Here is a 23,666-nt window from a genome sequence, read left to right on the forward strand (position 1 = left end):
ACTCTGGATGCTTCTGTCAGCGGCTTGCGCCCGGCAACGCTCCCCCGCCTGCCGACCCTCCCCTCGGTACAGGCCGCTGTCACAAACGTCTTTCCTCCCCCCACGATTTTTCTCCGCATCCATCACTGGAGTGGTAGCCATGCTCGATGAAACCCTCAAAACCCAGTTGCAGGCCTATCTGGAAAAGCTGTTGCAGCCGATCGAACTGGTTGCCGCGCTCGACGACAGCGCCAAATCCACAGAGCTGGACGAACTGCTGCAGGAGATCGCCGCGCTGTCGGACAAGATCACGCTGCGCCGCGACGACAGCGAAGCACGCAAGCCCTCGTTCGCGATCAACCGCATCGGGACGGACATCGGCGTGCGCTTCGCCGGCATTCCGATGGGCCATGAATTCACCTCGCTCGTGCTCGCCCTGCTGCAGGTCGGCGGGCATCCCTCCAAGACCGCGGAGGACGTGATCGAGCAGGTACGCAACCTCGATGGCGAATACAAGTTCGAGACCTATTTCTCGCTGTCCTGCCAGAACTGCCCCGACGTGGTGCAGGCGCTGAACCTGATGAGCGTACTGAACCCCAACATCCAGCACGTTGCCATCGACGGCGCGCTGTACCAGGACGAGGTCGAGGCACGCCAGGTGATGTCGGTGCCCACCGTGTTCCTCAACGGCGAGGTGTTCGACCAGGGCCGCATGAGCCTGGAGCAGATCCTGGCGAAGATCGACACCGGCTCCAGCGCCCGCGAAGCGGAGAAGATCAAGGCCAAGGACGCATTCGACGTGCTCGTCATCGGCGGCGGCCCGGCCGGCGCGGCGGCAGCGATCTATGCCGCGCGCAAGGGCATCCGCACCGGTGTGGCAGCCGAGCGTTTCGGCGGCCAGGTGCTGGACACCATGGCGATCGAGAACTTCATCTCGGTGCCGTATACCGAAGGCCCGAAGATGGCGGCGGCGCTGGAACAGCACGTGCACGAATACGAGGTGGACGTGATGAACCTGCAGCGCGCCGAGAAGCTGGTGCCGGCCAGCGACGCCACCGGCGGCCTGGTCGAGGTGCAACTGGCCAACGGCGCCACGCTGAAATCGAAGACCGTGATCCTCTCCACCGGCGCGCGCTGGCGGCAGATGGGCGTGCCCGGTGAAGACCAGTACCGCAACAAGGGCGTGGCCTACTGCCCGCACTGCGACGGCCCGCTGTACAAGGGCAAGCGCGTGGCGGTGATCGGCGGCGGCAACTCCGGCGTCGAGGCGGCCATCGACCTGGCCGGCATCGTGGCCCACGTCACGCTGATCGAGTTCGACAGCAAGCTGCGTGCGGATGATGTCCTGCAGCGCAAGCTGCGCAGCCTGCCCAACGTGGACGTCATCGTCAGCGCACTCAGCACGGAAGTACTGGGCGACGGGCAGAAGGTCAGCGCGCTGGTCTACAAGGATCGCGTCAGCGAAGAGATGCACACGCTCGAGCTGGAAGGCATCTTCGTGCAGATCGGCCTGCTGCCGAACACCGAATGGCTGAAGGGCACGCTGGAACTGTCCCCGCGCGGCGAGATCGTGATCGACGAACGCGGCCAGACCTCCCTGCCTGGCGTGTTCGCCGCCGGCGACGCCACCACGGTGCCGTACAAGCAGATCGTGATCGCGATGGGTGCGGGTTCGACCGCGGCGTTGAGCGCGTTCGACCACCTGATCCGCACGTCGGCACCGGCAGCCGAAACCAGAGCTGTCGCAGCGGCGTGACGCTTGGTACACACCTGTGGGAGCGACTTCAGTCGCGATGCTTCTGCTCTGAAACTCCAAAGCAAGAGCATCGCGACTGAAGTCGCTCCCACAACAACAACACACAAAAAAGCCGGCGAAAGCCGGCTTTTTTGTGTCACATGGATCCGCCGCTTACTTCTTGGCAAACAGATGCTCGACGCCAGCACGCTCCTCGCGCAGCTCCTTGGCGGTGGCGTCCATGCGGGCGCGGGCGAAATCGCTGACGGCCAGGCCCTGCACGATCTCGTACTTGCCGCCCTTCACGGTGACCGGGTAGCCGTAGATCACGCCCGGCTCGATGCCGTACGAACCGTCGGACGGGATGCCCATCGACACCCAGTCGCCCTCGGCCGTGCCCAGCGCCCAAGTGCGCACATGGTCGATCGCGGCCGACGCCGCCGAGGCGGCGGACGAGGCGCCGCGCGCCTTGATGATGGCCGCGCCACGCTGCTGCACGGTGGGAATGAAATCGGTTTCGTACCAGGACTGGTCGACCAGTTCCAGCGCCGGCTTGCCGTCGACGGTGACGTGCGACAGGTCGGGGAACTGGGTGGAGCTGTGGTTGCCCCAGATCGTCATGTGCTTGACGTCGGTGTTGTGCTTGCCGGTTTTCTCGGCCAGCAGGCTCAGCGCGCGGTTGTGGTCCAGGCGCACCATCGCGGTGAAGCACTTCGGATCCAGATCCGGCGCGTTCTGCTGCGCGATCAGCGCGTTGGTGTTGGCCGGGTTGCCCACCACCAGCACCTTCACGTCGCGCTTGGCATGGTCGTTCAACGCCTTGCCCTGCGGCCCGAAGATGGCGCCGTTCGCTTCCAGCAGATCCTTGCGCTCCATGCCGGGGCCGCGCGGACGCGCGCCGACCAGCAGCGCGTAATCGACGTCCTTGAAGGCCACGTTCAGATCATCGGTGGCCACGACGCCGGCCAGCGTGGGGAACGCGCAGTCGTTCAGTTCCATCACCACGCCCTGCAGCGCGGGCAGCGCCGGGGTGATTTCCAGCAGATGCAGGATGACCGGCTGGTCCTTGCCCAGCATGTCGCCAGCGGCGATGCGGAAAAGCAGCGCGTAGCCGATCTGGCCGGCAGCGCCAGTGATGGCAACTCGAACGGGGGCTTTCATGAGCGATGACTCCTACGTGGGGATGTTCAACGGTTGGCTTGGTTTGGTGCGACTTCAGTGGCGATTTCTCAGCTACCCGCCGGAAACACGCGAATACGATGCGCGCCGCGGCATGGCCTTCACCCGTGCAAGGTGAACAAAGGCGGGGATTTTACCACGGCACCGGATGCGCGCTGGAAATGCTGCCGCGCCCCGCACGCCAGCCTCTCCGTCGCAGGGACAGCAGCCTGCTGTGCTGCCCGTCGCAACGCGGGCATGATACGAAGGTCCGCACCGCGGGCACCGCAACCTCACGACCGAAGGAGACGCGCATGCACTGGCTATGGGTATTCGTGATTGGTTTGATCGTTGGCCTGGTGGCCAAACTGCTGATGCCGGGCAAGGACCCGGGCGGCTTCATCATCACCGCCATCATCGGCATCGCCGGCTCGCTGCTGGCGACATGGGTCGGCCAGAACTTTGGCTGGTATCAGGAAGGACAAACCGCCGGCTTCATCGCCTCGGTGATCGGCGCCATCGTGCTGCTGTTGCTGTATCACCTGGTCAAGCGCAAAACGACCTGACCGTGCGCCCGGCGGGGTCTTCCCCCGCCGGGCCTCCACTCAACCCAGCAACTTGCCGGCCAGGCCCTCGAGCGCGCCCAGGTTGAAACCGCCGCCCGCTCCCGGCGCAGCCACCTGGCCGCCAGGTGTCAGGTGATCAACGGCGCCCGGCAACACCTGCGAAAGCTGGCCGAGCAACTGGCCCTGATCGACCCCCAACTTGCCTGCCGCCTCCTGCAGAAGCGAACCCAGGCCGCCCTTCTGCAAGGCCTGGCCCAACTGGTCGCCCGAGACCGGCTGGTTCGACCCGGTGCCCACCCACGACTGCACCGCGTCGCCAAGTCCGTGTTGCTGCAGCATGGCGATGAGGCCCTGCACGCCGCCGGCGCGCTCGATCAATTGTCCGGCCACCGAAATAAGCGAACCGGCTCCGGCCTGTTGTCCCTGGCCACCCAGCAGATCATTGAGCAATGACATGGTCGTTCTCCTTGTGCACTGTCAGTCGAGGAATGCGCATACATGGAACCGCTCGATCATAGGCCGCTGCCCCAACCATGTCTTGGCCGCCCATTCACCTCGCCATAAAAAAACCGCCGGCTCGATACCGGCGGTTTTTGCGTACGGGGTGGACGACTCAGCCGCGCTGGTCGAGCACCGCGTTCCATTCCGCCACGCGCTCGGACTGCGCCGTCAGCAGCGCGTCGACGTCGCCGGACACTTCCACCTTCTCGATCACGTCGCCCTGCTGCACGGCGTTGACCACTTTCTGGTCATCCTCGCCCAGCACTTCGCCGAACACGGTGTGCTTGCCGTCCAGCCACGGCGTGGCGCCATGGGTGATGAAAAACTGGCTGCCATTGGTGCGCGGGCCGGCGTTGGCCATCGACAGCACGCCGGGCTTGTCGTGGCGCAGCGACGGGTTGAACTCGTCCTCGAACTTGTAGCCCGGGCCGCCGCGGCCGCTGCCTTCGGGGCAACCGCCCTGGATCATGAAGTCGGCGATCACGCGATGGAACGACAGGCCGTCGTAGTAACCACGCTTGGCCAGGTTCACGAAACTGGCCACGGTGACCGGCGCCTTGTCGTCGTGCAGCCGCAGGTGGATCGGGCCGCGGTTGGTGGTGAAGGTGACATTGATGGTCATCGATAGTCCTTGAGGTCGGAAACGGTTTGCGCCCATGGCCATGGACGAGGGGCTTGCATCAAAACGAGCCGCCGGGGTCACCAAGAATAACCCAGGCCCTTCCGCGACGCAGTGCGCTCGGCTACCTCCGCAGCATGCGGTGGCGCGGGTGAAAACCGCGCGACCTCATCCACGGCGGCCGGAAACTAGCTGAGCGAAACCACGGCCTGCGTCCGGCTGCTCTCCAGCGCGGCCTCGATGATGCGCACGTTCAGCAAGGTATCGGCCAGCGCCACCGGCGAAGGCGCACCCTCGCGCACATGCCGATAGACGCCCGCGAAGAACGACTGATAGTGGCCCGCCGGCGAGGGAAACCGGCGGCGTTCGTCGCGGCCATCGACGCAGGTGTGCAGAACGCCATACTCCGCCACCGGCTCCTGGCCCCAGTCAGCCACATTCGGCGAGATGCCTTGATCCAGCATGTCGGCCTGCACGTCGGCGCGGGATTTCAGGAACGAGCCCTCCGCGCCATGCACCACGAACCCCGGTACCGGCTCCAGCGCCAGCAGGCTGCTTTTCAGCCGCACGGTGAACGCGCCATACAGCAGCGTCAGGTCGAAATAGTCGTTGACCACCGAGCTGGGTCGATGGGTGCGCAGCACCGCGAAAACCCCCTCCGGCTTGCCGAACAGGCAGATCGCCTGGTCGATCAGATGCGGGCCAAGGTCGTAGATGACGCCCGTGCCCAGCTGATCGACCTCCTTGTGCGCCTTCGCGCTGAGGTTTTTTTCGTAGCGGTCGTAATGGAATTCCGCCTCGATCAGCTGCCCCAGCAGTCCCTTTCCGACAACCTCCCGCACGGCCAGGAAATCGCTGTCCCAGCGGCGATTCTGGAATGCGATCAGCTTGCGATCCTGCCGTGCGGCCAGTTCGACCATCTCGACCGCCTGCGCGGATGTCACCGAGAAGGGCTTCTCCACCACCACATGCTTGCCCGCCAGCAGGGCCATCCGCACGTGCTCGAAATGGTCCACGTTCGGCGTGTTCACCACGACCAGCTCGATGGCCGGGTCCGCCAGCATCGCCTCGACCGAATCGTACGAGCGGATGTCGGGATAGGTATTCGCCACGCGCTTGGCATGGCGTTCCACCACGGCGTGCAGCGAGAACTCGTCCATTGCATGCAGGAATGGCGCCTGGAACATCCGGCCCGACATACCGAACGCGCACAGGCCGGTGACGATGGGGCGCTTGTTTTCCGCCATGGGGTAGCTCCGTGATGGTTTGGCTCGGGGAGATGCGGTTGGGTTGTGCGTCGGCTGAGGGACGCTGGACGTTCAGGAGTATTGCAGCCGCAAAGTGCGGGCGCATTGATGTGGTTTTTGTTCGGCGTTGAGGAGCGCCCCCTTCCGCCCTGTCGGGCACCTTCCCCCCGTTATACGGGGGAAGGAAACTGGCCGTTTCGAGGAGTCCGATCGCTTCCTTCCCCCGCTTGCGGGGGAAGGTGCCAAAGGCGGAAGGGGGCCCTCTCTTCAGCACACCCCAAATCAATCCGCCGCCGGCGACTTCCTGCGCCGTACCGGCTTGGCCTCGCTGGCGGCAATCAGCTGCTGCAAATACGCGATGCCCTCCTCCTCGGGAAAGAACGCCACCACGTCGGCCACGGTCAGGCCATAGCGCTTGCGCAGGGACAGAAAATCCGCCCTTGCGTTGGCGAGTCGCTGGTCGGCGACGGGGACATCAGCGGGAAGGTGCTCCTTGCGATCGATGGCGGCGAGTTCCTCCTGGAAGCGCCGGAATGCATCGTTGGGGACGGTCATGAAACTCGAAGGTGCGGGATGGCGAAGGCCGATATTGTCGCATGACTCGAGCCAACGGCTGGCTGCCGCGCGGATTCGTTCCTCACCCCGGCGCATCCTCCGCCGCCACGAACCCGCCGGTCTGCCGCTTCCACAGCCGCGCATACAGCCCATCGCGTGCGATCAGCTCGGCGTGCGTGCCGCTCTCCACGATCACACCCTTGTCCAGCACCATCAGCCGATCCATGCGGGCGATGGTGGACAGGCGGTGGGCGATGGCGATCACGGTCTTGCCCTGCATCAGGAGGTCGAGGCTGTCCTGGATGGCGGCTTCCGCCTCGGAATCCAGCGCCGAGGTGGCTTCGTCCAGTACCAGGATCGGCGCATCCTTCAGCAGCACGCGGGCGATGGCGATGCGCTGGCGCTGGCCGCCGCTGAGTTTCACGCCGCGCTCGCCGACCAGCGCGTCATAGCCGCGGCGGCCTTCGCCGTCGCTGAGCGTGGGGATGAACTCGTCCGCCCGCGCCTTGCGTACGGCGGCGGCGATCTGCGCATCACTGGCGTCTGGACGTCCATACAGGATGTTGTCGCGGATCGAGCGGTGCAGCAGCGAGGTGTCCTGCGTCACCACGCCGATCTGCGAGCGCAGGCTTTCCTGGGTGACGTGGGCGATGTCCTGGTCGTCGATAAGGATGCGTCCGGATTCCAGGTCGTACAGCCGCAGCAGCACGTTGACCAGGGTGGATTTGCCCGCGCCCGAGGGGCCGACCACACCGATCTTCTCGCCGGCCCGCACGGCCAGGTCGAGTCCCGCGATCACGCCACCCTGCTTGCCGTAATGAAAATGGATGTGCTCGAAACGCACCGCGCCGTTGACCACTTCCAGCGGCATGGCGCCCTCGCGATCCTGCACCGCGCGCGGCTGCGAGATCGTGGTGATGCCGTCCTGCACGGTGCCCACGTCCTCGAAGATGCCGTTGACGACCCACATGATCCAGCCGGACATGTTGTTGATGCGGATCACCAGCCCGGTCGACAGCGCGATCGCGCCCACCGTCACCCGCCCCTCGCTCCACAGCCACAACGCCAGCGCCGAGGTGCCCACGATCAGGAAACCGTTGAGCACGGTGATGCTGGCGTCCATCGCGGTGGTGACGCGGGTCATCCGGCGCAGCTTGTCCGTTTGCTCGGCCATCGCGTCGGCCACATAGGCTTCCTCGCGCCGCGTATGCGCAAACAGTTTCAGCGTCAGGATGTTGCTGTAACCGTCGACGATGCGGCCCATCAGTTTCGAGCGCGCCTCCGAGGCCAGCCACGAGCGGTGCTTGATGCGCGGAATGAAGAACGCCAGCAGGCCGACATACGCAAACACCCACGCGAACAACGGCAGCGCCAGCCACAGGTCGGCCTGCGCAAACAGCACGATGGCGCTGCCGGTGTAGATCACCACGTACCAGATCGCATCGACGATCTGCACCGCCGAGGCGCGCAGCGCGCTGCCGGTCTGCATGATGCGGTTGGCGATGCGGCCGGCGAAATCGTTCTGGAAGAACGCCAGGCTTTGCCGGATCACGTAGCGATGGTTCTGCCAGCGGATGCGGTTGGTGAGGCTGGGCACGATGGCTTGGTTCACCAGCAGGTCGTGGGAACTGTTCAACAGCGGCCGCGCCACCAGGGCCACGAAGGCCATGCCCAGCAGCTCCATGCCGTGCGTGCGGAAGAAGACGTCCGGCCCGCCCTGCGCCAGATCCACCAGCCGCCCGATAAACCCGAACAGCGCCACCTCCACGATGGCCACGCCGAAACCCACCACGATGGCCGCCGCGAACGCGGGCCAGGCCTGGCGCAGGTAGAACAGGTAGAAGCGCCGCACCGACGTCGGCGGCATCACGTCAACCGGTTCCTTGAACGCATCGATGAGGGATTCGAACCAGCGGAAGATCATGGGGAGGCAACGAGCGGGGGATGGGATAACTTGCGTGTCCGCGCCGGGTTTCGCAAGGGCCTGTGGAACCGACTTCTGTGGGAGCGACTTCAGTCGCGATGCTTTTGCTTTGAAACTCCCGACCAAGAGCATCGCGACTGAAGTCGCTCCCACATGATGGGGCCATCGGCACGAACATGAACGCCAGCCTCCGCAACCGGCACGTACGCCCCGGCCGCGATTGACCGCCTGCGGCGGCGCTCCGATCATGCACGGATGCCTATCCTGCTCCGCTGTCTCCTGCTTCTGCTGCTGAGCTTCGGCAGCAGCCTTTCATTGGCCCAGGCCGGCGATCCGTCGCCGGCCGCCATCACGCCGACGGCCACACCGGCGCAATCGCTGGATCAGCTCACCGAACAACTCGATTCGGTGCGGGCCGATCTCAAGAGCAAGGATGGCAATCCGCCGCTGGCCGACCTGCGCGCCACCGCCCTGGGCGTGCAGGACCAGGCGCGCCAGCTGGCCGCCAGTCTGGCGCCGCAAATGATGGCCTTGCAGGCGCAATTGACCGTGCTGGGGCCGGCGCCGGCCAGCGGCGCACCCGCCGAAGCGTCCGAGGTTGCCGCACAACGGCGCCAACTGGACCGGGCGCAGACCAACCTGGACGCGCAGATCAAGCAGGCGCAGTTGCTCAGCCAGAACGCATTGCAACTGGCCGCGCAGATCAGCGGCATGCGCAACGACCAGTTTCAGGCGAGGTTGGCCTCGCGTACGGCCACGCCGTTCAGCGGTGCGTTCTGGCTCGATGTGGCGCGCACCTTGCCGGGCGACACCCAGCGGCTCAAGCGGCTTGGCGTTCGCCTTGGCAATGCGTGGAGCGACGCGTGGCAGCCGCCCAACCGGAAACCGTTGCTGCTTTGCCTGATCGGCGCGGTGCTGCTGCTCGGCGGCGGCCGCTGGGCGCTGGAACGGGCGCTGCTGGGGCTGGCCAAGCGCCATGTTCCGGATGGCCATCTGCGGCGCAGCGCGATGGCCACGGCGGTGGCGCTGACGGCCGTCTTCACCACCGGCCTGGCGGCGGAGCTGGCCTACCTCGGGCTGAACTGGAACGACATCCTCGACGACGACACCGCCACGCTGGCCCATGCCGCGGTGCAACTGGTGTGCTTTGCGGCGTACGTGGTGGGGTTGGGCCGGGCGCTGCTCTCGGTGCGGCGCCCGTCGTGGCGGCTGCCGGCGTTGACCGACCGGGTCGCGCAGTGCCTGCGTCCGTTTCCCTGGTGGCTGGGCGCGGCGGCGCTGGCATTTGGACTGTTCGATCGCGCCAGCCGCACGATCGGCACCAGCCTGCCCGCCACGGTAGCGGCGCGCGGCCTGTTTGCACTGGTCGTCAGCGGCTTGATCGGCATGGCGCTGATGCGGATGCATCGCACGCGCCTGGCATCAGCCAGCAGCGACGCCGAACCACAACATCGCCCCGTGTGGGTAGGCATCCTGATGGCCGCCGCCACGCTGGCCGTGGTGCTCTGCTGGCTGGCAGTGGCGACCGGCTTCATTGCGCTGGCATTTTTCCTGGCCAGGGAAATGCTGTGGGTGGGCGTGATCGTGGCATCCACCTATCTGCTGATCCATCTGCTGACGGATCTGGTCACCGCCCTGCTGGCGCCACAGGGCCGTGGCGGCCAGCGTCTGCAAAGCACGTTCGACCTGCGCCCGCACACGTTGGAGCAGGCGGTGATCGTGCTGAATGCCGTCCTGCGGGTGACCCTGGTGCTGCTGGCGCTGGCGACCGTGCTGACGCCGTTCGGCGCCGGCCCCGGCGACCTGATCACCAGCGCGAAGCAAACGTTCGGCAACCTCAAGCTGGGTGATCTGGCGATCGATCCGGGCAGCATCTTCACCGCCGCGCTGGTGTTCGCGATCGGCTGGTACACGCTGCGCAGACTCAAATGCTGGCTGCGCGACAAGCTGCTGCCGAGCTCCACCATGGAGCTCGGCATGCAGGAATCGCTGGTTACCCTGCTCGGCTACCTGGGCAGCATGCTGGTGTTCGTGCTGACGCTGGCTGCGTTGCATGTGGATCTGAAAAGCATCGCCTGGATCGTCAGCGCGCTGTCGGTGGGTATCGGCTTCGGCCTGCAGGCGATCGTGCAGAACTTCATCTCCGGCCTGATCCTGCTGGTGGAGCGGCCGGTGAAGGTGGGCGACTGGGTCAGCCTGTCGTCGGACGTCGAGGGCGACATCCAGCGCATCAACGTGCGCGCCACCGAAATCCGCATGGGTGACCGCTCCACCGTGATCGTGCCCAACTCGCAACTGATCACCCAGAACGTGCGCAACGTGACCCTCGCCAACGCGCTGGGCCGCGTGCAGATCGTGCTGCCGCTGCCGCTGGATACCGACGCGGGCAAGGTGCGGTCATTGGTGCTGGAGGTGCTGCAGGCGCATCCGGCCACGCTGGACTCGCCCGCCCCGCTGGTGCAGCTGTCCGGCATCGACGCCAACTCGATGACCTTCAGTTGCACCGCCTACGTCAACAGCCCGCGTGACGTGGGCAGCGTGAAAAGCGACCTGCTGTTCGAACTGCTCGACCGCCTGCGCAAGGCCGGGCTCCAGCTGGCGCGCACGCAAAGCATGCTGGTGCGCACGCTGCCGCTGCCCGGGGATGTCGAACCCACGGGCTGAGCCGGTAGTTGCAACCCGTGGCAGGCTAACCGGCGGGCCGGAAATTCAGGGCGTGGCGACAGGCTTCAGCCTTGAATCCGGTCGCGCGATGGCATACATCGCCCAGCTGATCTGCTTGAGCAGGCCGTGGTGGTCGTCGCCGATCCAGTACACATTGCCGTGGGTGCGGTCGGGCAGGAAACGGAACTCGGACTTCGCACCCAGACCATCGAGCACAGCCTTCAGCTTGTGCGCGGAGCCGTCGAGGTAGAACGTGTCGGCGGTGCCCACGTAGAGATGAATCTTGCCGTCCAGGTCGGGTTTCAGCTCGGGCCAGTGCTGCTGCAGGCGGTACGCAATGTCGTAGTGGTCGCGCCAGTACGACACCACCGCCGGATCAACGTCGCCGGTGTCGCGATCGAACATCGGCACAGGCCGACCATCCTTGCCGCGCGGCGAAAACACCCACTCGAACGAAGCCAGCTGGCCGCCGTAGCTGCCCAGCACGCGTTCAAGTTTCGCGAACTGCTCGAACGTACCCAGCACCTTGTCGTGGTTGCGCACCAGCGGGTAGGCCGAGCCGTCGGCGCGGCGATAGACATTGGCATGCGGCGCGTACAGGTCGACGCCGGTGAAGTCGTGGAAGTCGCTGGGGTCGGGCGAGGTCGACCAGGTGCCGCCGAAGATCTTCGGATAGCGCGTCTGCAGCCACAACGTGGCCCAGCCACCGGAGGAGTGGCCGTTGAGGAAGCGACCGTTGACGTCACCATCCATGCGGTAGTGCGCTTCGAGATGCGGGATCAGCTCGGTGGTCAGCGCCTGTCCCCACGGGCCGTTGTTGACCGAGTCGGCAAACTCGTGGGTGCCGGTGGGGCTGGACTCGTCCAGGAACACCCAGATCATCGGCGGCATCTGCTGCTTCGCCATCGCCGTGTAGGCAGTGACGATGGGGCGGATCACGCGATCGTTGTTGCCGCCGAAACCCTGGGTGTAATAGACCGTGGGGTAGCGGGTGGCGGCATTGGCGTAGTAGCCGGGCGGCGTCAGTACCCAGCCGCGCATGTGGATCGGCCGGCCCCAGAACGCGCTCAGCAGCGGGCTGGTGAAATCGACCAGATGCGCGTGCGGGCGTGCCGCGACCACGTTTTCGCGCATCGCCGGCGACGCCGACAGCGGCACGGCCCATGGGTCATCGTCTGCCGGCAAGGCCTTCGCCAGTTTCAGTTTCGGCACACCGGCCGCGGGCAGATGCAGCTTGACCACCTCGCTGACCAGGTCGCCGGCGCCACGCCCCAGGTAGTTGTAGTCGTGGTTCACGTCCAGCACGGCCTGCACCAGGTAATCGCCCGGGGGCAGCTGCGACCAGCCGGCGGGATACGCCATGTGTTCGGTGTCGACGTCGATCGTCTTCCCCGGCACCCAGTGCTCCACCTCGCGTGCCGCCACGCTGGTGACCGTGCCGCTGAACGGATCGGCATCCACCGATTCGACCACGCTGCTCTTGCCCTTCGATTCCGCCTTGGCGGCCGCTTCGGCCACTTTCGCGTCTGTCGCGAACAGCAGCAGCCGACCCGAGGTCGGTTGCGCGCCGTTGGTTCCGAGTTCGACCCGGATGTAGTGATGATCCAGTGCGTGGTCGCCGCGCGCCTGGGCAGCGCCAACCAGCAACCCGAACGACAGCAGGACCGCCACCGCATGATGCCGATACTTCATGTCCCTTCCCCTTGGAGTGTGGGCGGTAGAAACTTTCGAGGCGAAAAAGTGGTTGCGTGAGGACAGATTTTTGCCGATTTGCCGGCCCATGGTGGTTCCATGGGCCAAGAAGCGGCGGAAATATGGACCACGCAACCGCTTTTGCAGCCCGGAAGATTTCTACCGCCCACGCTCTTAGCCTGGGCGCCGCGAACAGCGCGGTGGTGGATCAGTTATCAGTGGTTGGCCGGCTTCAATCGCAAATCCTGGAAATCGAAACTGAAATCGGTCAGCGGCGAAATTGGCTCCATCCGCACCTCGCGCACGGCCCCGTCCGGGTCCAGCGCGTAGCTGACGAACGCATCGGCATTCAGCGTGCGGTCGTCCCAGCGCACCACGAAGGTGTCGTGCTGCCACGGCGTCATCGTGCCGACCAGTTGCGCGGTCTTGCTGAAGCGCATGCGCAGCTTGCCGTTCTCCTGGCTGACGATGATGTCGCCGTACCAGGGGTCGCGGTAGGTGCCGGCGTATTTCGCCAGCGGCAGCGAAGGCTTGCTGTGCTTGTCGCGGGCGGCCTCGTGTTTGGCGAAGCTGTCGTCGGCATGGGCCTGAGATTTCTTCACCGCCTTGGTATAGACGGCCACCCAGTCCGTCTTGTGATCGCGGTTGAGGTAGGCATCCAGCACGCGGTAGGTCACCGCGTTGAAGGCTGCGCCCGATTCGGCATTGGTCAGCACCACCACGCCCAGGTGCTGGTCGGGCACCAGGGTCACCCGCGACACCATGCCGGGCCAGCCGCCGGTGTGCCACACCAGCCGTTGCCCGCGGTAGTCGGACAGGAACCACGACTCGCCGTAGCCGGAGAACTTCGGCGTCAGCGGCGCCAGCTCGGGAATCGACGGTTTGCGGATAGTGATGGGCGTCAGCATGCTCCACATCTGCTGCTGGCTCTTCTCGGAAAACAGCCGTTGCGACTTGCCGTCCGTACCCTTGGTGGGCAGGACGCCGCCGGCCAGTTGCACGTTCATCCACTTGGCCATGTCGTGCACGCTGGCATAGATGCCGCCGGCGCCCGGATCGTTGAGCCAGGCCATCGGCGGCACCGGCTGCAGATCCTTGAAATCGGCCTTGGCGTGCCCCGTGGCCACATCCATCCCGGGTTTGATGTAGGTCTTGTCGATCAGCGACTCGTCCATGCCCACCGGCTTGAAGATGTGGTCGCGCACATAGTCGGCATAGCTCTGCCCGGACGCTTCCTCGATCACCAGCGTGGCCACCGCGAACAGGATGTTGTCGTAGGCATAGCCACTGCGGAAACCATTGGCGATCGGCACATGCGCCAACCGCTGCACCACCTCCTTGGTGGTGTATGAGGTGGGCGGCCAATACAGCAGATCACCCGCGCCCAGCGACAGACCGCTGCGATGCGCCAGCAAATCGCGGATACGCATCTCGTGGGTAATGTACGGGTCGGACATGCGGAACCACGGCAGATGGTCGATCACCCGGTCGTCCATGTTCAGCTTGCCCGCCTCGGCCAGCTGCTGCAGCGAGGCGGCGGTGAACGCCTTGGTATTGGAGGCGATCGCGAACAAGGTGTGCGCATCGACGGCGTCGGGTTTACCCAGCTCGCGCTGGCCGAAGCCCCGCGCCAGCACCACGTTGCCGTCCTTGACGATCGCCACGGCGATGCCGGGCACGTCGAACGCCTTGCGCGCGCTTTCCACATACGCATCGAAATCCTGCAACTGCGCGGGCAGCAGCGGGCGTACCTGGTCGTTGGTGGAGATGGGCAGCTGCGGTATCGAGGAGGTCGGCGCCTGCGCCGCGGCACCCAACGTGGCGACGCACAACGCGCACGCCACCGAGAGGCGCAAGACAAGAGGTCGCTGCAGCATCGATAACTCCATGACAGGGGCAGTCGCACCACTATCGCGGCAAACCGGGCGGCAGGCCAGCGCCGGAAGTCACGCGGCCGCTGGCGGCCGTTCACGACAGTTGCATGCACGTCGCGGCATGCTGCGTTACCAACTCCGCCAGGCCTGTTTCCGATGGAACACCCTGACCACACCGCCGCCAGCAGCGCGCTGCACGGGCCCATCCGCGTCGGTGTGGGCGGCTGGGTGTATGCGCCCTGGCGCGACAATTTCTATCCCGCCGACCTGCTGCGGCGGCTGGAGCTGGATTACGCCAGCCGCCACCTGCGCGCCATCGAGGTCAACGGCACTTACTACAGTGCGCAAAAACCGGCCACCTACGCCAAGTGGGCCGAGGCCACGCCGCCGGGTTTCGTGTTCTCGCTGAAAGCGCCGCGCTACATCACCGAAAGCCGGCCGCTGGCGCACAGCGGCAAGGGCGTGGACAGCTTCATCTACGGCGGCATCGAGGAAATGGGGGATCGGCTGGGCCCGATCCTGTGGCAGCTGCCGCCGTCGCGAAAATTCGATGCCGACGACCTGGACGCCTTCCTGCAGGCGCTGCCTCGCGTATTGAACGGGCGACCACTGCGCCACGTGCTGGAGGTGCGCAACCCCGGCTTCCTGTGCCCGGCTTATGTGGAATTGGCGCGCAAGCACGCGATCCCCACCGTGTTCACCGACTCGCCGAAATTCCCATCGCTGGCCGACCTCACCGGCGACTTCGTCTATGCCCGGCTGATGCGCAGCATCGAAGAGATCGCCACCGGCTACGAAGACAGGGCGCTGGATCAATGGGCGGCGCATGCCCAGGCATGGGCCGCGGGCCGCGACATCGCTGCCCTGCCCCACGTCGGCCCCACCCAACCGCCCGGGCCACCGCGCGAGGTGTTCGTTTTTTTCATCAGCAGCGCAAAACTGCGCAACCCGGCCGCCGCGATGGCGTTGCAGGAGCGAGTTGATCGGCTGGCCTGACGGGAATCGGGAAAGGCAGCGCGCCGCCCCCTCACCGTTCGCCCTGAGGGTAGCCGCGCAGCGGCGAAGTCGAAGGGTGTTTCGCCGCGATGCGGCTACGATGCGAACGGCCAACCGGCACTCGCCCGTTGCGTTTCCGTATCATCACGACTGACCCAAGCCGACCTGCCGCCAACCTGCCATGCGCCGATTCCATCCGCTGATCCTGCTTGCCGCGCTGGTGGTTGCGCTGGTCATGTGGCGACAGCCACCGTCGACCTCGCCGGGGGTGACCCCTACCGCACCGGAAGTCGCCAGCCAGATCGATCACGCGCGCGATTCGTCGACACTGCCAGCGTTCCTGCCGCCCGAGGCCCGCGATACCTTGCGCCGCATCGCCAGCGGCGGGCCATTCGCCCATAGCCAGGATGGCACCGTGTTCGGCAATTACGAGCGCCACCTGCCACAACAACCGCGCGGCTATTACCACGAGTACACCGTGGAAACGCCCGGCGCGCGCAACCGCGGCGCGCGGCGCATCATCACCGGCGACACACCGCCGCGCGTCTATTACTACACCGACGATCATTACCGCAGCTTCCGCCGCTTCACGCTACAACCATGAGCGCGCACCGTTTCGACCTCAACCTGACCCAGCCCGCGCAAAGCGGGGTGTATTTCGTCGGCACCGACGACCTCGACCGGCTGGCGAAGGCGGCGCGACGCGACGAGTTGCAGGTGTGCCGCACGGACCTTGGCGGCTGCGCGGACAAATACGAATTGCTGCAGCGCCTGGCCGTTTCACTGACGTTGCCCGCCAGCTTCGGCCACAACTGGGATGCCCTGGCGGACTGCCTGCGCGACATGAGCTGGTTGCCCGCGTGGGGCTACGCGCTGCTGTTCGAACGCGGCGACGACCTGCGCAAGGCCGCACCGGAAGATTTCACCACCCTGCTCGGCGTGCTGGACGACGCGGCCACCTTCGGTGCCGACCACGACAAACCCTGGTTCGCGTTTCTGGCCCTGCCCGACGAGGCATTCGACGGCGGCTGATCGTGTCACGCTACGCCTCTGCCAACGCACCCATCACCCTGGATACCCATGCAAACGATCGATTTCGAACTGGAAGGCAGCTACGTCGAGTTGAACATGCTGCTGAAGCTGGTCGGCCTGTGCGACAGCGGTGGCGCCGGCAAGCGGCTGGTGGCCGAGGGCGATGTCAAGGTCGACGGCGCCACCGAATTGCGCAAGACCTGCAAGATCGTAGCCGGCCAAACGGTCACGCTTGGCGATGTGGAAATCCGGGTATTGGCTGATCCTGAAGGCTGAACAGCAAAAGCTTTGCTTCCCCCGCTTGCGGGGGAAGCTGCCCGGAGGGCTGAAGGGGGCTTTTCCCAACAGGGAAAGCAAAGACAAGAGCGCCCCCATCCGCCTTCGGCACCTTCCCCCGCAAGCGGGGGAAGGAAACGGGGTGATCCTTGCGCCTTAGGGCTGAAGGTGGCGCTTCAACCTGGCAGTTCGTCCAACCGCCGACCCAGGTCGGCATGCTCCGGCAAACGCAACCCGAACCGCTCCTCCAATACCCGCCGCACCTCCCCGCCATCACGCAACGAATGATGCTCGGGCTCATGGCCCAGCCGGCGCACGGTGAACTCGCGGTCGAGCAGGGTCAGGCGGCGGTCGCCTTCGATGCGGGCGACCACCAGATGGGTGGTGAAGCGGGAGCCGGGATAGGTCGAGACGTAGTGGTTGGCGACCACCAGGTCGATCGGATACGGCGTGTGCAGGTCGAAGCGGTACAGCGGGCGCCAGACGCCATGTACCCGCGACTGCATGCACCAGTCGCTGTCCATCCGCACCAGACGGAAAGGTTCGAGCGGTGTCGGTTGTTCGATATCTGCCTGCAGGCGCAAGGCGCCGGTGAGGGTCTGGCTGCCGAAGCCCACGTCGACCAATCGGGTATCACCATCCAGATCGACGCGCAGCAACATGTGTGTCTGTGCCGTCATGGTGTCGTCGGTTTGCCGCCACAGCACCCGCGCGATCAACGCGGAGACCTCGAAACCGATGGCCCGCAACGCGGCTTGCAGCAACAGGTTCTGTTCGAAGCAGTAACCGCCGCGGCCATCGTGGAGCACTTTGCGCTCGATCGCGGAGAGTTCCAGGTCGACCGGCAGGCCAAGCCAGGGAGTGAGGTTTTCGAAGGGAATGGCGGCCGCATGGGCCGCTACCAGCCCGCGCAGGGTCGGCAGGTCGGGCGCCACGGTGGCGCGATAGTCGATGCGCCGCAGGTAGGCGTCCAGGTCGATGGGCGGGTGCACGCGGGTGGCCGTAGTTATTGGGGCACATGACGGTATCACCGTCGGGACCACGGCGCCCCATGGCAGGCGACGTCGATCAATCGTGGTTGTGCGCGTGCTGCATGGTGTCCAGCGCCAGCGCCGAATGCGCGTAGGCGCCGCCGGCGCGCATCTCCGCCGCCACCCAGATCGCCTCCATGATCTGCTGTTCGCTGGCGCCTTGCTTCAACGCTTCGGCGGTGTGGCCCTTGATGCAATACGGGCATTGGGTGACATGCGCCACCGCCACGGCAATCAACTGCTTGGTGACGGCCGGCACGGCACCCTCGGCAAACACGGCGGCACTGAACGCCTTGAACGCCTTCAGCGGCTCGGGTGCCAGCTCGCGGCGTTTGCGCGCCAGCTCGGCGCTGGCCTGGGGATAGAGGGGTGTGTCCATGGTTGTGCTCCGTGGGGAATCGGCTTCCGGTTCGATCGCAGGGGTATCGAACGGGGATCAGGAAGGCCGTGGCGAGACGCCTTGCACCCAGCTCGGCGGGTCGCTGGCGGGAAAGCTCTGCGCCAGCTCCTCGTCGATGCGCTGCTCGCGCTGCAGCCTCAGTTCCAGTGCGGAAGATGCGGAAAGGGCGGGCCCGCTGATACCGCCGCGCTCCGGCACAACGGCATGGCGATGCAATGGATGGCGAAACACGGACATGGCAATACCTCCTGGTGGACGAACGACGAAACTGCCACCGGGCCCGCCGTGCATGGCGCTCACAACCCCAGGTTGTTGTGCTCCAGCACGCGCTCGGCGCGATAGCTTGAACGAACCAGCGGCCCGGCCACGGCTTCGAGAAAACCCTTGGCCAGGGCCAATTCGCGGTACTGGCGAAACTCCTCCGGCGTCACGAAACGTTGCACCGCCAGGTGATGCGGGCTGGGCCGCATGTACTGGCCGAGGGTGACCACGTCGACGTTGGCGGCACGGATGTCGCCCAGGCTGCGGTCGATCTCCTCGTCGGTCTCGCCCAGCCCCAGCATCAGGCTGGTCTTGGTCAGCGTCTTCGGCGCGTGGCGCTTGGCAAATGCCAGCACGTCCAGCGTCTGCGCGTAACCGGCGCGGGGGTCGCGCACGGGGTGAGTCAGGCGTTCCACCGTCTCCAGGTTCTGCGCATACGTGGCCAGCCCCGCATCAAGCACCGTCGCCACGTCGGCATGCCGACCTGCGAAATCGGGGGTCAGCGCCTCCACCGCGGTTTGCGGCGAGCGCTGGTGGATGGCCCGCACGCAGGCGGCGTAATGGGCGGCGCCGCCATCGGGCAAGTCATCGCGATCGACCGAGGTCAGCACCACGTAGTTGAGCCCCATCAGGGCCACCGCGTCGGCCACCTGCATCGGCTCCAGCGGGTCGAGCCAGCCGTTGGGGTTGCCGGTGCTGACCGAGCAGAAGCGGCAGGCCCGCGTGCACACCGAGCCCATCAGCATCAGCGTGGCGGTGCCGCGGCCCCAGCATTCGGCGATGTTGGGGCATTTCGACTCGGCGCAGACGGTGTGCAGGTTGTGGCTGCGCACGATCTCGTGCACTTCCTCGTAGCGGGCGCCGCTGGGCAGTTTTATGCGCAGCCACGGCGGTTTGTGCCCGATGTCGGGCGTGGCACTGCCGGCGTTGGGGCGGATGCCGCCCTTGATCGCACGGGTGCCCTGCGGGCTGGTGAACTTGGTGCCGTCGGGGACGTGGGTGGGTTGCGGGTCACTGGACATGGGCGGAGTGTCGCGCGTACTTGCGCGACCCGCCATGACATGTATCAGGCGCCACCCGGTCGGTGGCTACAGGCCACGCTTCGGCGGCACCAGCCGCAGCTTGGTCGGCACGTGAAACGAGCGCGGCGACATCAGCTTTTCGATGGCGCTGGCCGTCAGCGCGTACGAATACAGATAGCCCTGCCCCTCATTGCAGCCGGCGCGCATCAGGAACTCGTGTTGCGCCTCGGTCTCGATGCCCTCGGCGATGGTCTTCAGCCCCAGGCTGCGCGACATGGCCAGCATGGCTTCGATGATCGCCACGTCGTCGGTACTTTCCGGCAGGCCGGACACGAACGAGCGGTCGATCTTCAGGTACGCCACCGCCGGCAGTTTCAGATAGGCCATGGAGGAATAGCCGGTGCCGAAATCGTCGACCGCCACCTCCAGCCCCAGCGTATGCAACGCACGCATGGTGCGCTCGGTGTCGTCGCCCATCCGCAACATGGCGCTTTCAGTGATCTCCAGCATCAGCCGCCCGGGCGGCACCCGCCGCTGCTGCATCGCGCGGCTCACGCCATCGACGAAGGCCGCGTGGCCAAACCCGCGCGCCGACACGTTTACCGCCACGCGCACCGGCGGCATGCCGGCCAGGTCCCACGCCTCGATCTGGGCGCAGGCGGTCTGCATCACCCATTCGTCGATGCGGCGGATCAGGCCCAGGCTTTCGGCCACCGGGATGAACTCGCTGGGCAACACCTCGCCCCGGTCGGGATGTTGCCAGCGCACCAGCGCCTCGACCGCCACGATGCGGCCCGTGCGCATCTCGATGCTGGGCTGGTAAACCAGCCGGAATTCCTCGCGAGCCAGCGCCTGGCGCAGCTCGGTGGCCAGCAGCAGGCGGCGGCTTGTGCTGGCGTGCATCATCGGCGTGTAGAAGCGCAGCGTGTTGCGTTCTTCAGTCTTGGCGGCGTACATCGCCGCGTCCGCGTTGGCGACCAGGGTCGCCGCGTCGAGCCCGTCCAGCGGGTAGCCGGCGATACCGATGCTGGCGCTCAGCACGATCTCGTAGTCGTCCACCAGCAGCGGTTCGGACAACACCGCCAGCAGCCGCTCGGCCATCACGCGCGCGTCCTCGCGCAGGTTGAGGTGATGGATCAGCACAGTGAATTCGTCGCCGCCAATGCGCCCGGCCACGTCGCCCTCGGACAACTGGCGGCGGATGCGCTCGGCCACTTTCACCAGCAGCCGGTCGCCAATCGCATGGCTGTAGCTGTCGTTGACGATCTTGAACGCGTCCAGATCGATGAACAGCACCACGGTGGCCAACCGCTCGCGCTCGGCGATGGCAATGGCGTCGGTGCAATACCGCTCGAACTCCGCCCGGTTGACCAGGCCGGTGAGCGGATCGTGCCGGGCCAGGTGTTCCAGGCGCTGCTGCTGCTGCTTGGTCGCGGAGATATTGGTGAACACCGCCACGTAATAGAGCACTTGGTGTTCGGTATCGCGGATAGCGCTGATGCTGAGCTGCTCGGGGTAGCTGGTGCCGTCGCGACGGACGCTCTGCACCTCGCCCAGCCAGTTCCGGCCGGCGGCAATGTCATCCCATATCGACTGCGGCAGGCTGTGGCCGTCGGGCAGGCGGCGCGTGGCGTCGAGGCGCTTGTCGCGCACGGCATCGGCATCGAAACCGGTGAGCTGCTCGTGCGCATCGTTGACGGAAATGATCCGGCGCTGCGGGTCGGCAATGATCACACCCTCGGCGATGCTGGCCAGCGCCTCGGCGGCGATGCGCCGCTCCCGCTCCATCGCCACCCGCTCGGAAATGTCGCGGATGATCGCCTGGCGCACACGCCGGTCGCCCCAATTGACCAGGCTGCACTGCGTTTCCACCGGGAGCTTGGTGCCATCGGCGCCCAGCAAGCCATTGATGGCCGCGCGGCCTTCCAGTTGGGACACCGTCTGGGTGAACAGGTGCACGAAGCGGTCGCCGATCAACTCCCCGGCACGCCGCCCGGTCCATTCCGATGCAGCCCGGTTGGCGTCCAGGATGCGCCCGCTGGCTTCATCCACCATCACGATCGCGTCCGAAGCGCTGTCGAACAGCAACCGGTAACGCTCCTCGGTACCACGAATGCTGGCCAGCGTGCGCCGGGCCATGAGTATCCACAACAAGGCGGCGATAGCGGCCGCAGCCAGTACGCCACCGAACAGCACCTGGCCCATCCAGGTGGCGCCCAGGGCGATTTTCAGCGAAAACAGGTTGCTGCGCGGTTCGATGTAGCTGTTTATCGTACCGATCCGCGCACGCTGACGTGTGACCTCCTGAGCCGACACGGCGCCCAATGCATGGGCACGCTGGAGTTCGAGTGCGATGGTCTCCAACTCGGCGACGGCGTTATCGGTGGATCGCCAAGCCTGCAGTGCGTCGCGCATGTACGGCGCGTCGGAAAAATGATGCAGCATGAAAATCACGCCGGGGATCGCGGTGGGCATCGCATTGGCCCGGCGCAGTCCATTCACGGTGGCGTCGTAGTCGTAGTGCCCCGAGGTGATGTTGTCGCGCGCCCAGCGGTCGGTATTCAGTACGGTCAGGTTGCGCTGAAAATCGCGAAGGTCCGTCGCCGACCCGCTGCTTGCATAGGCATCCAGATCGACCACCGCCTGCTTCTGCGCTTTCGACCAGACGCTCTCGCCGTTGAGAAAGCCGGCGAGAGCCACCTGTGTCTGCAGCGCCACCCAGGTCAAAGCCAGGATGAGCGCCACCATGGCCAGCAATGCATAGACCAGCGGCATCAATCGCCGCGACAGGGGCCGCTGCAAGGTAATCGGGAAAGTACGCATGGATGCCTTTATCTCACGATTTGCGCGTCAATGCGTTTACCAAAGGACCTTGCAGCAACCCGTTCCGTCAAGCTGCCGCTTCGCTGAGAACGTTCAGCATCCGCGAAGGCTGTACACAACGATCAGCAAGTATCCGCATGCTCGTGTAGCTGCGCTTGATACAGGCTGTGATGTGTGCAACCTCCTCGGCTGCCGGGGACGTGCCGAGCAGGGTGCAAACGATTTCCAGCGCCTCCCATGGATGGGTATCGTCATAAGCCGCATGCAACTGTAGCCAGCGTAGCGAACCGGCACGCGTTTTCTCGGGAAAACGCTGCTTGTAGCTCTCGCTTTCATAGATCAGCTGCGACCATTCCCCCGTGGCGCCTTCCACCGCGTAGTTGGTGGCAGCAATGCTGGCTACCAGGCTGTCGCCGCTGCTCACCTCTTCGCACCAATGCGCCAAGGTCTGGGTTCCCCGGGGGGGCATGCCGTTCAGCACTTCATCGCGCGACACCCCTACCCCCTCGGCCCAATGCAACCAGTATTCGGCATGGTTCTGTTCCACGCGGATGTTGCGTACCAGCCAGCGTCGCGCCAGGTTGTCGCCGGCACTACGGCCGTACTGGGTCTTGAGCAGGCTCATCGCCATGTAACCGGGAAACCGCTCGATGACCGGCCAGATGCCACACATGAAATTGATGGTGCCATCGCGACCGAGCGTGCCATCGCTCATCCGGGCCCACAGTTGGTGATCCACCACGCTCTGCTTGGTACTGGCACAGTCCGCGACCATATCTTGCGCCCATTGCGGGTAGCTGGTCAGTTCGGTCAGCGGGCCAGTGCGTTCAAAATGCGAGTTCATGCCGTTCTCCTTGGAGATACAAGTGAGAGGCTGCAGGGTTTGCAGCCTCGGTTGAGCCGGCGCAGGAGACAGGGATCCCTTTTGCCGGTGGTGCTTCAACATCGCGAGCGATGCCAAATCTCATTTCATGAACGCCGGGCCGCGATTGGGCGCGCCGGCCTGCTTGATCGTCATCGTAGACAACCCAGGCGACGATTGCCGCTAACGGCTCGGTCTTTTTCGTATTCGCGCTTCCCCATCACGTAAGGCTTCCGTACGCTGCGCGCCAACGGTCGCCACCTGCATTGACCTTCGATACTCGCGCAGTCCCGCGGCAAGAGAAAGCGCCGGCCCTCCACGGTGTGATGGCGCCCCGCAGCCATCCGACGGCGGCTCCTGAACGGGCCGGGTTCCGCCACCGCTCCCCGCCTGAACGAAATCACGGGCAAGTTGGCGCACAACTCCGTATAATCGGTTAATTCGTCCTT

The 23,666-nt window shown here is 65.6% G+C and carries 22 protein-coding genes; 8 read left to right on the top strand and 14 right to left on the bottom strand.

Features of this window, described 5'->3' with window-relative positions:
* The first annotated feature begins 139 nt into the window (after window positions 1–139).
* Window positions 140–1,735: an alkyl hydroperoxide reductase subunit F gene (ahpF, locus tag ASD68_RS06880; protein ID WP_056604800.1), complete on the top strand. Its 1,596-nt coding sequence runs from the start codon at window positions 140–142 to the stop codon at window positions 1,733–1,735.
* 153 nt (window positions 1,736–1,888) lie between these two features.
* Here the strand turns inward: ahpF and ASD68_RS06885 are convergent, their stop codons facing one another.
* Window positions 1,889–2,875: a malate dehydrogenase gene (locus tag ASD68_RS06885; RefSeq protein WP_056080468.1), complete on the bottom strand. Its 987-nt coding sequence runs from the start codon at window positions 2,873–2,875 to the stop codon at window positions 1,889–1,891.
* Between ASD68_RS06885 and ASD68_RS17255 the strand changes: the two genes are divergently transcribed.
* Both ASD68_RS17255 and ASD68_RS06890 read left to right on the top strand, forming a co-directional pair.
* Window positions 2,874–3,011, top strand: coding sequence for a hypothetical protein (locus ASD68_RS17255; RefSeq protein WP_235578653.1), 138 nt, complete (start codon window positions 2,874–2,876; stop codon window positions 3,009–3,011). The genes ASD68_RS06885 and ASD68_RS17255 overlap by 2 nt on opposite strands.
* 175 nt (window positions 3,012–3,186) lie before the next feature.
* A complete protein-coding gene (locus tag ASD68_RS06890) occupies window positions 3,187–3,438 on the top strand; it encodes a GlsB/YeaQ/YmgE family stress response membrane protein (protein WP_056080470.1) in 252 nt (83 codons plus the stop codon).
* 39 nt (window positions 3,439–3,477) lie between these two features.
* On the opposite strand, the gene ASD68_RS06895 is transcribed toward ASD68_RS06890, so the two are convergent.
* The 5 genes from ASD68_RS06895 to ASD68_RS06915 form a co-directional block, all read right to left on the bottom strand.
* Window positions 3,478–3,894, bottom strand: a complete 417-nt coding sequence (locus ASD68_RS06895; RefSeq protein WP_056080473.1) for a YidB family protein — start codon at window positions 3,892–3,894, stop codon at window positions 3,478–3,480.
* A 157-nt stretch (window positions 3,895–4,051) separates the two neighbouring features.
* Entirely contained in the window at window positions 4,052–4,561 is a 510-nt protein-coding gene (locus ASD68_RS06900; protein WP_056604803.1) for a peptidylprolyl isomerase, read from the bottom strand.
* A gap of 185 nt (window positions 4,562–4,746) precedes the next feature.
* Complete coding sequence (locus ASD68_RS06905) at window positions 4,747–5,805, bottom strand: Gfo/Idh/MocA family oxidoreductase (protein ID WP_056604806.1); 1,059 nt, start codon at window positions 5,803–5,805, stop codon at window positions 4,747–4,749.
* 282 nt (window positions 5,806–6,087) lie between these two features.
* On the bottom strand, window positions 6,088–6,360 hold the full coding sequence (locus tag ASD68_RS06910; RefSeq protein ID WP_056080478.1) for a hypothetical protein: 273 nt from the start codon (window positions 6,358–6,360) through the stop codon (window positions 6,088–6,090).
* Between the two features lie 82 nt (window positions 6,361–6,442).
* Window positions 6,443–8,281 carry an ABC transporter ATP-binding protein gene (locus ASD68_RS06915; RefSeq protein ID WP_056605261.1) on the bottom strand — a complete coding sequence of 613 codons (1,839 nt, stop codon included), beginning with the start codon at window positions 8,279–8,281 and terminating at the stop codon, window positions 6,443–6,445.
* Window positions 8,282–8,539: 258 nt separating this feature from the next.
* On the opposite strand from ASD68_RS06915, the gene ASD68_RS06920 reads away from it, so the two are divergent.
* The gene (locus ASD68_RS06920; RefSeq protein ID WP_056604808.1) at window positions 8,540–10,948 is read left to right on the top strand and encodes a DUF3772 domain-containing protein; all 2,409 of its coding nucleotides are present in this window, start codon (window positions 8,540–8,542) and stop codon (window positions 10,946–10,948) included.
* Between the two features lie 45 nt (window positions 10,949–10,993).
* Here ASD68_RS06920 and ASD68_RS06925 read toward each other — a convergent pair whose 3' ends face one another.
* Together ASD68_RS06925 and ASD68_RS06930 are read right to left on the bottom strand one after the other, a co-directional pair.
* Window positions 10,994–12,640 carry an alpha/beta hydrolase-fold protein gene (locus tag ASD68_RS06925; protein ID WP_056604811.1) on the bottom strand — a complete coding sequence of 549 codons (1,647 nt, stop codon included), beginning with the start codon at window positions 12,638–12,640 and terminating at the stop codon, window positions 10,994–10,996.
* A gap of 215 nt (window positions 12,641–12,855) precedes the next feature.
* Window positions 12,856–14,517 carry a serine hydrolase gene (locus ASD68_RS06930; protein WP_056080486.1) on the bottom strand — a complete coding sequence of 554 codons (1,662 nt, stop codon included), beginning with the start codon at window positions 14,515–14,517 and terminating at the stop codon, window positions 12,856–12,858.
* Window positions 14,518–14,670: 153 nt separating this feature from the next.
* On the opposite strand from ASD68_RS06930, the gene ASD68_RS06935 reads away from it, so the two are divergent.
* The 4 genes from ASD68_RS06935 (at window position 14,671) to ASD68_RS06950 (ending at window position 16,818) form a co-directional block, all read left to right on the top strand.
* Entirely contained in the window at window positions 14,671–15,510 is an 840-nt protein-coding gene (locus tag ASD68_RS06935) for a DUF72 domain-containing protein (protein ID WP_056080489.1), read from the top strand.
* Between the two features lie 181 nt (window positions 15,511–15,691).
* On the top strand, window positions 15,692–16,114 hold the full coding sequence (locus ASD68_RS06940) for a ribonuclease domain-containing protein (RefSeq protein WP_056604813.1): 423 nt from the start codon (window positions 15,692–15,694) through the stop codon (window positions 16,112–16,114).
* Window positions 16,111–16,542: a barstar family protein gene (locus tag ASD68_RS06945; protein ID WP_056604816.1), complete on the top strand. Its 432-nt coding sequence runs from the start codon at window positions 16,111–16,113 to the stop codon at window positions 16,540–16,542. Before ASD68_RS06940 ends, ASD68_RS06945 begins: the two co-directional genes overlap by 4 nt.
* A 48-nt stretch (window positions 16,543–16,590) precedes the next feature.
* Entirely contained in the window at window positions 16,591–16,818 is a 228-nt protein-coding gene (locus ASD68_RS06950; protein WP_056080498.1) for an RNA-binding S4 domain-containing protein, read from the top strand.
* Between the two features lie 176 nt (window positions 16,819–16,994).
* Here the strand turns inward: ASD68_RS06950 and ASD68_RS06955 are convergent, their stop codons facing one another.
* The 6 genes from ASD68_RS06955 to ASD68_RS06980 form a co-directional block, all read right to left on the bottom strand.
* Window positions 16,995–17,810 carry an arylamine N-acetyltransferase gene (locus ASD68_RS06955; RefSeq protein WP_056604819.1) on the bottom strand — a complete coding sequence of 272 codons (816 nt, stop codon included), beginning with the start codon at window positions 17,808–17,810 and terminating at the stop codon, window positions 16,995–16,997.
* A 76-nt stretch (window positions 17,811–17,886) separates the two neighbouring features.
* The gene (locus tag ASD68_RS06960) at window positions 17,887–18,228 is read right to left on the bottom strand and encodes a carboxymuconolactone decarboxylase family protein (protein WP_056080505.1); all 342 of its coding nucleotides are present in this window, start codon (window positions 18,226–18,228) and stop codon (window positions 17,887–17,889) included.
* 57 nt (window positions 18,229–18,285) lie between these two features.
* The gene (locus ASD68_RS06965) at window positions 18,286–18,486 is read right to left on the bottom strand and encodes a hypothetical protein (protein ID WP_056604822.1); all 201 of its coding nucleotides are present in this window, start codon (window positions 18,484–18,486) and stop codon (window positions 18,286–18,288) included.
* 59 nt (window positions 18,487–18,545) lie between these two features.
* A complete protein-coding gene (lipA, locus tag ASD68_RS06970) occupies window positions 18,546–19,532 on the bottom strand; it encodes a lipoyl synthase (protein WP_056604825.1) in 987 nt (328 codons plus the stop codon).
* A 66-nt stretch (window positions 19,533–19,598) separates the two neighbouring features.
* Window positions 19,599–22,355: an EAL domain-containing protein gene (locus ASD68_RS06975; RefSeq protein ID WP_082545977.1), complete on the bottom strand. Its 2,757-nt coding sequence runs from the start codon at window positions 22,353–22,355 to the stop codon at window positions 19,599–19,601.
* 67 nt (window positions 22,356–22,422) lie between these two features.
* Window positions 22,423–23,199, bottom strand: coding sequence for an iron-containing redox enzyme family protein (locus ASD68_RS06980; protein ID WP_056604831.1), 777 nt, complete (start codon window positions 23,197–23,199; stop codon window positions 22,423–22,425).
* Between the last annotated feature and the right edge of the window lie 467 nt (window positions 23,200–23,666).

It is taken from the genome of Rhodanobacter sp. Root627 (genome assembly GCF_001427835.1).
GTDB classification, from domain to species: Bacteria; Pseudomonadota; Gammaproteobacteria; order Xanthomonadales; family Rhodanobacteraceae; genus Rhodanobacter; species Rhodanobacter ginsenosidimutans.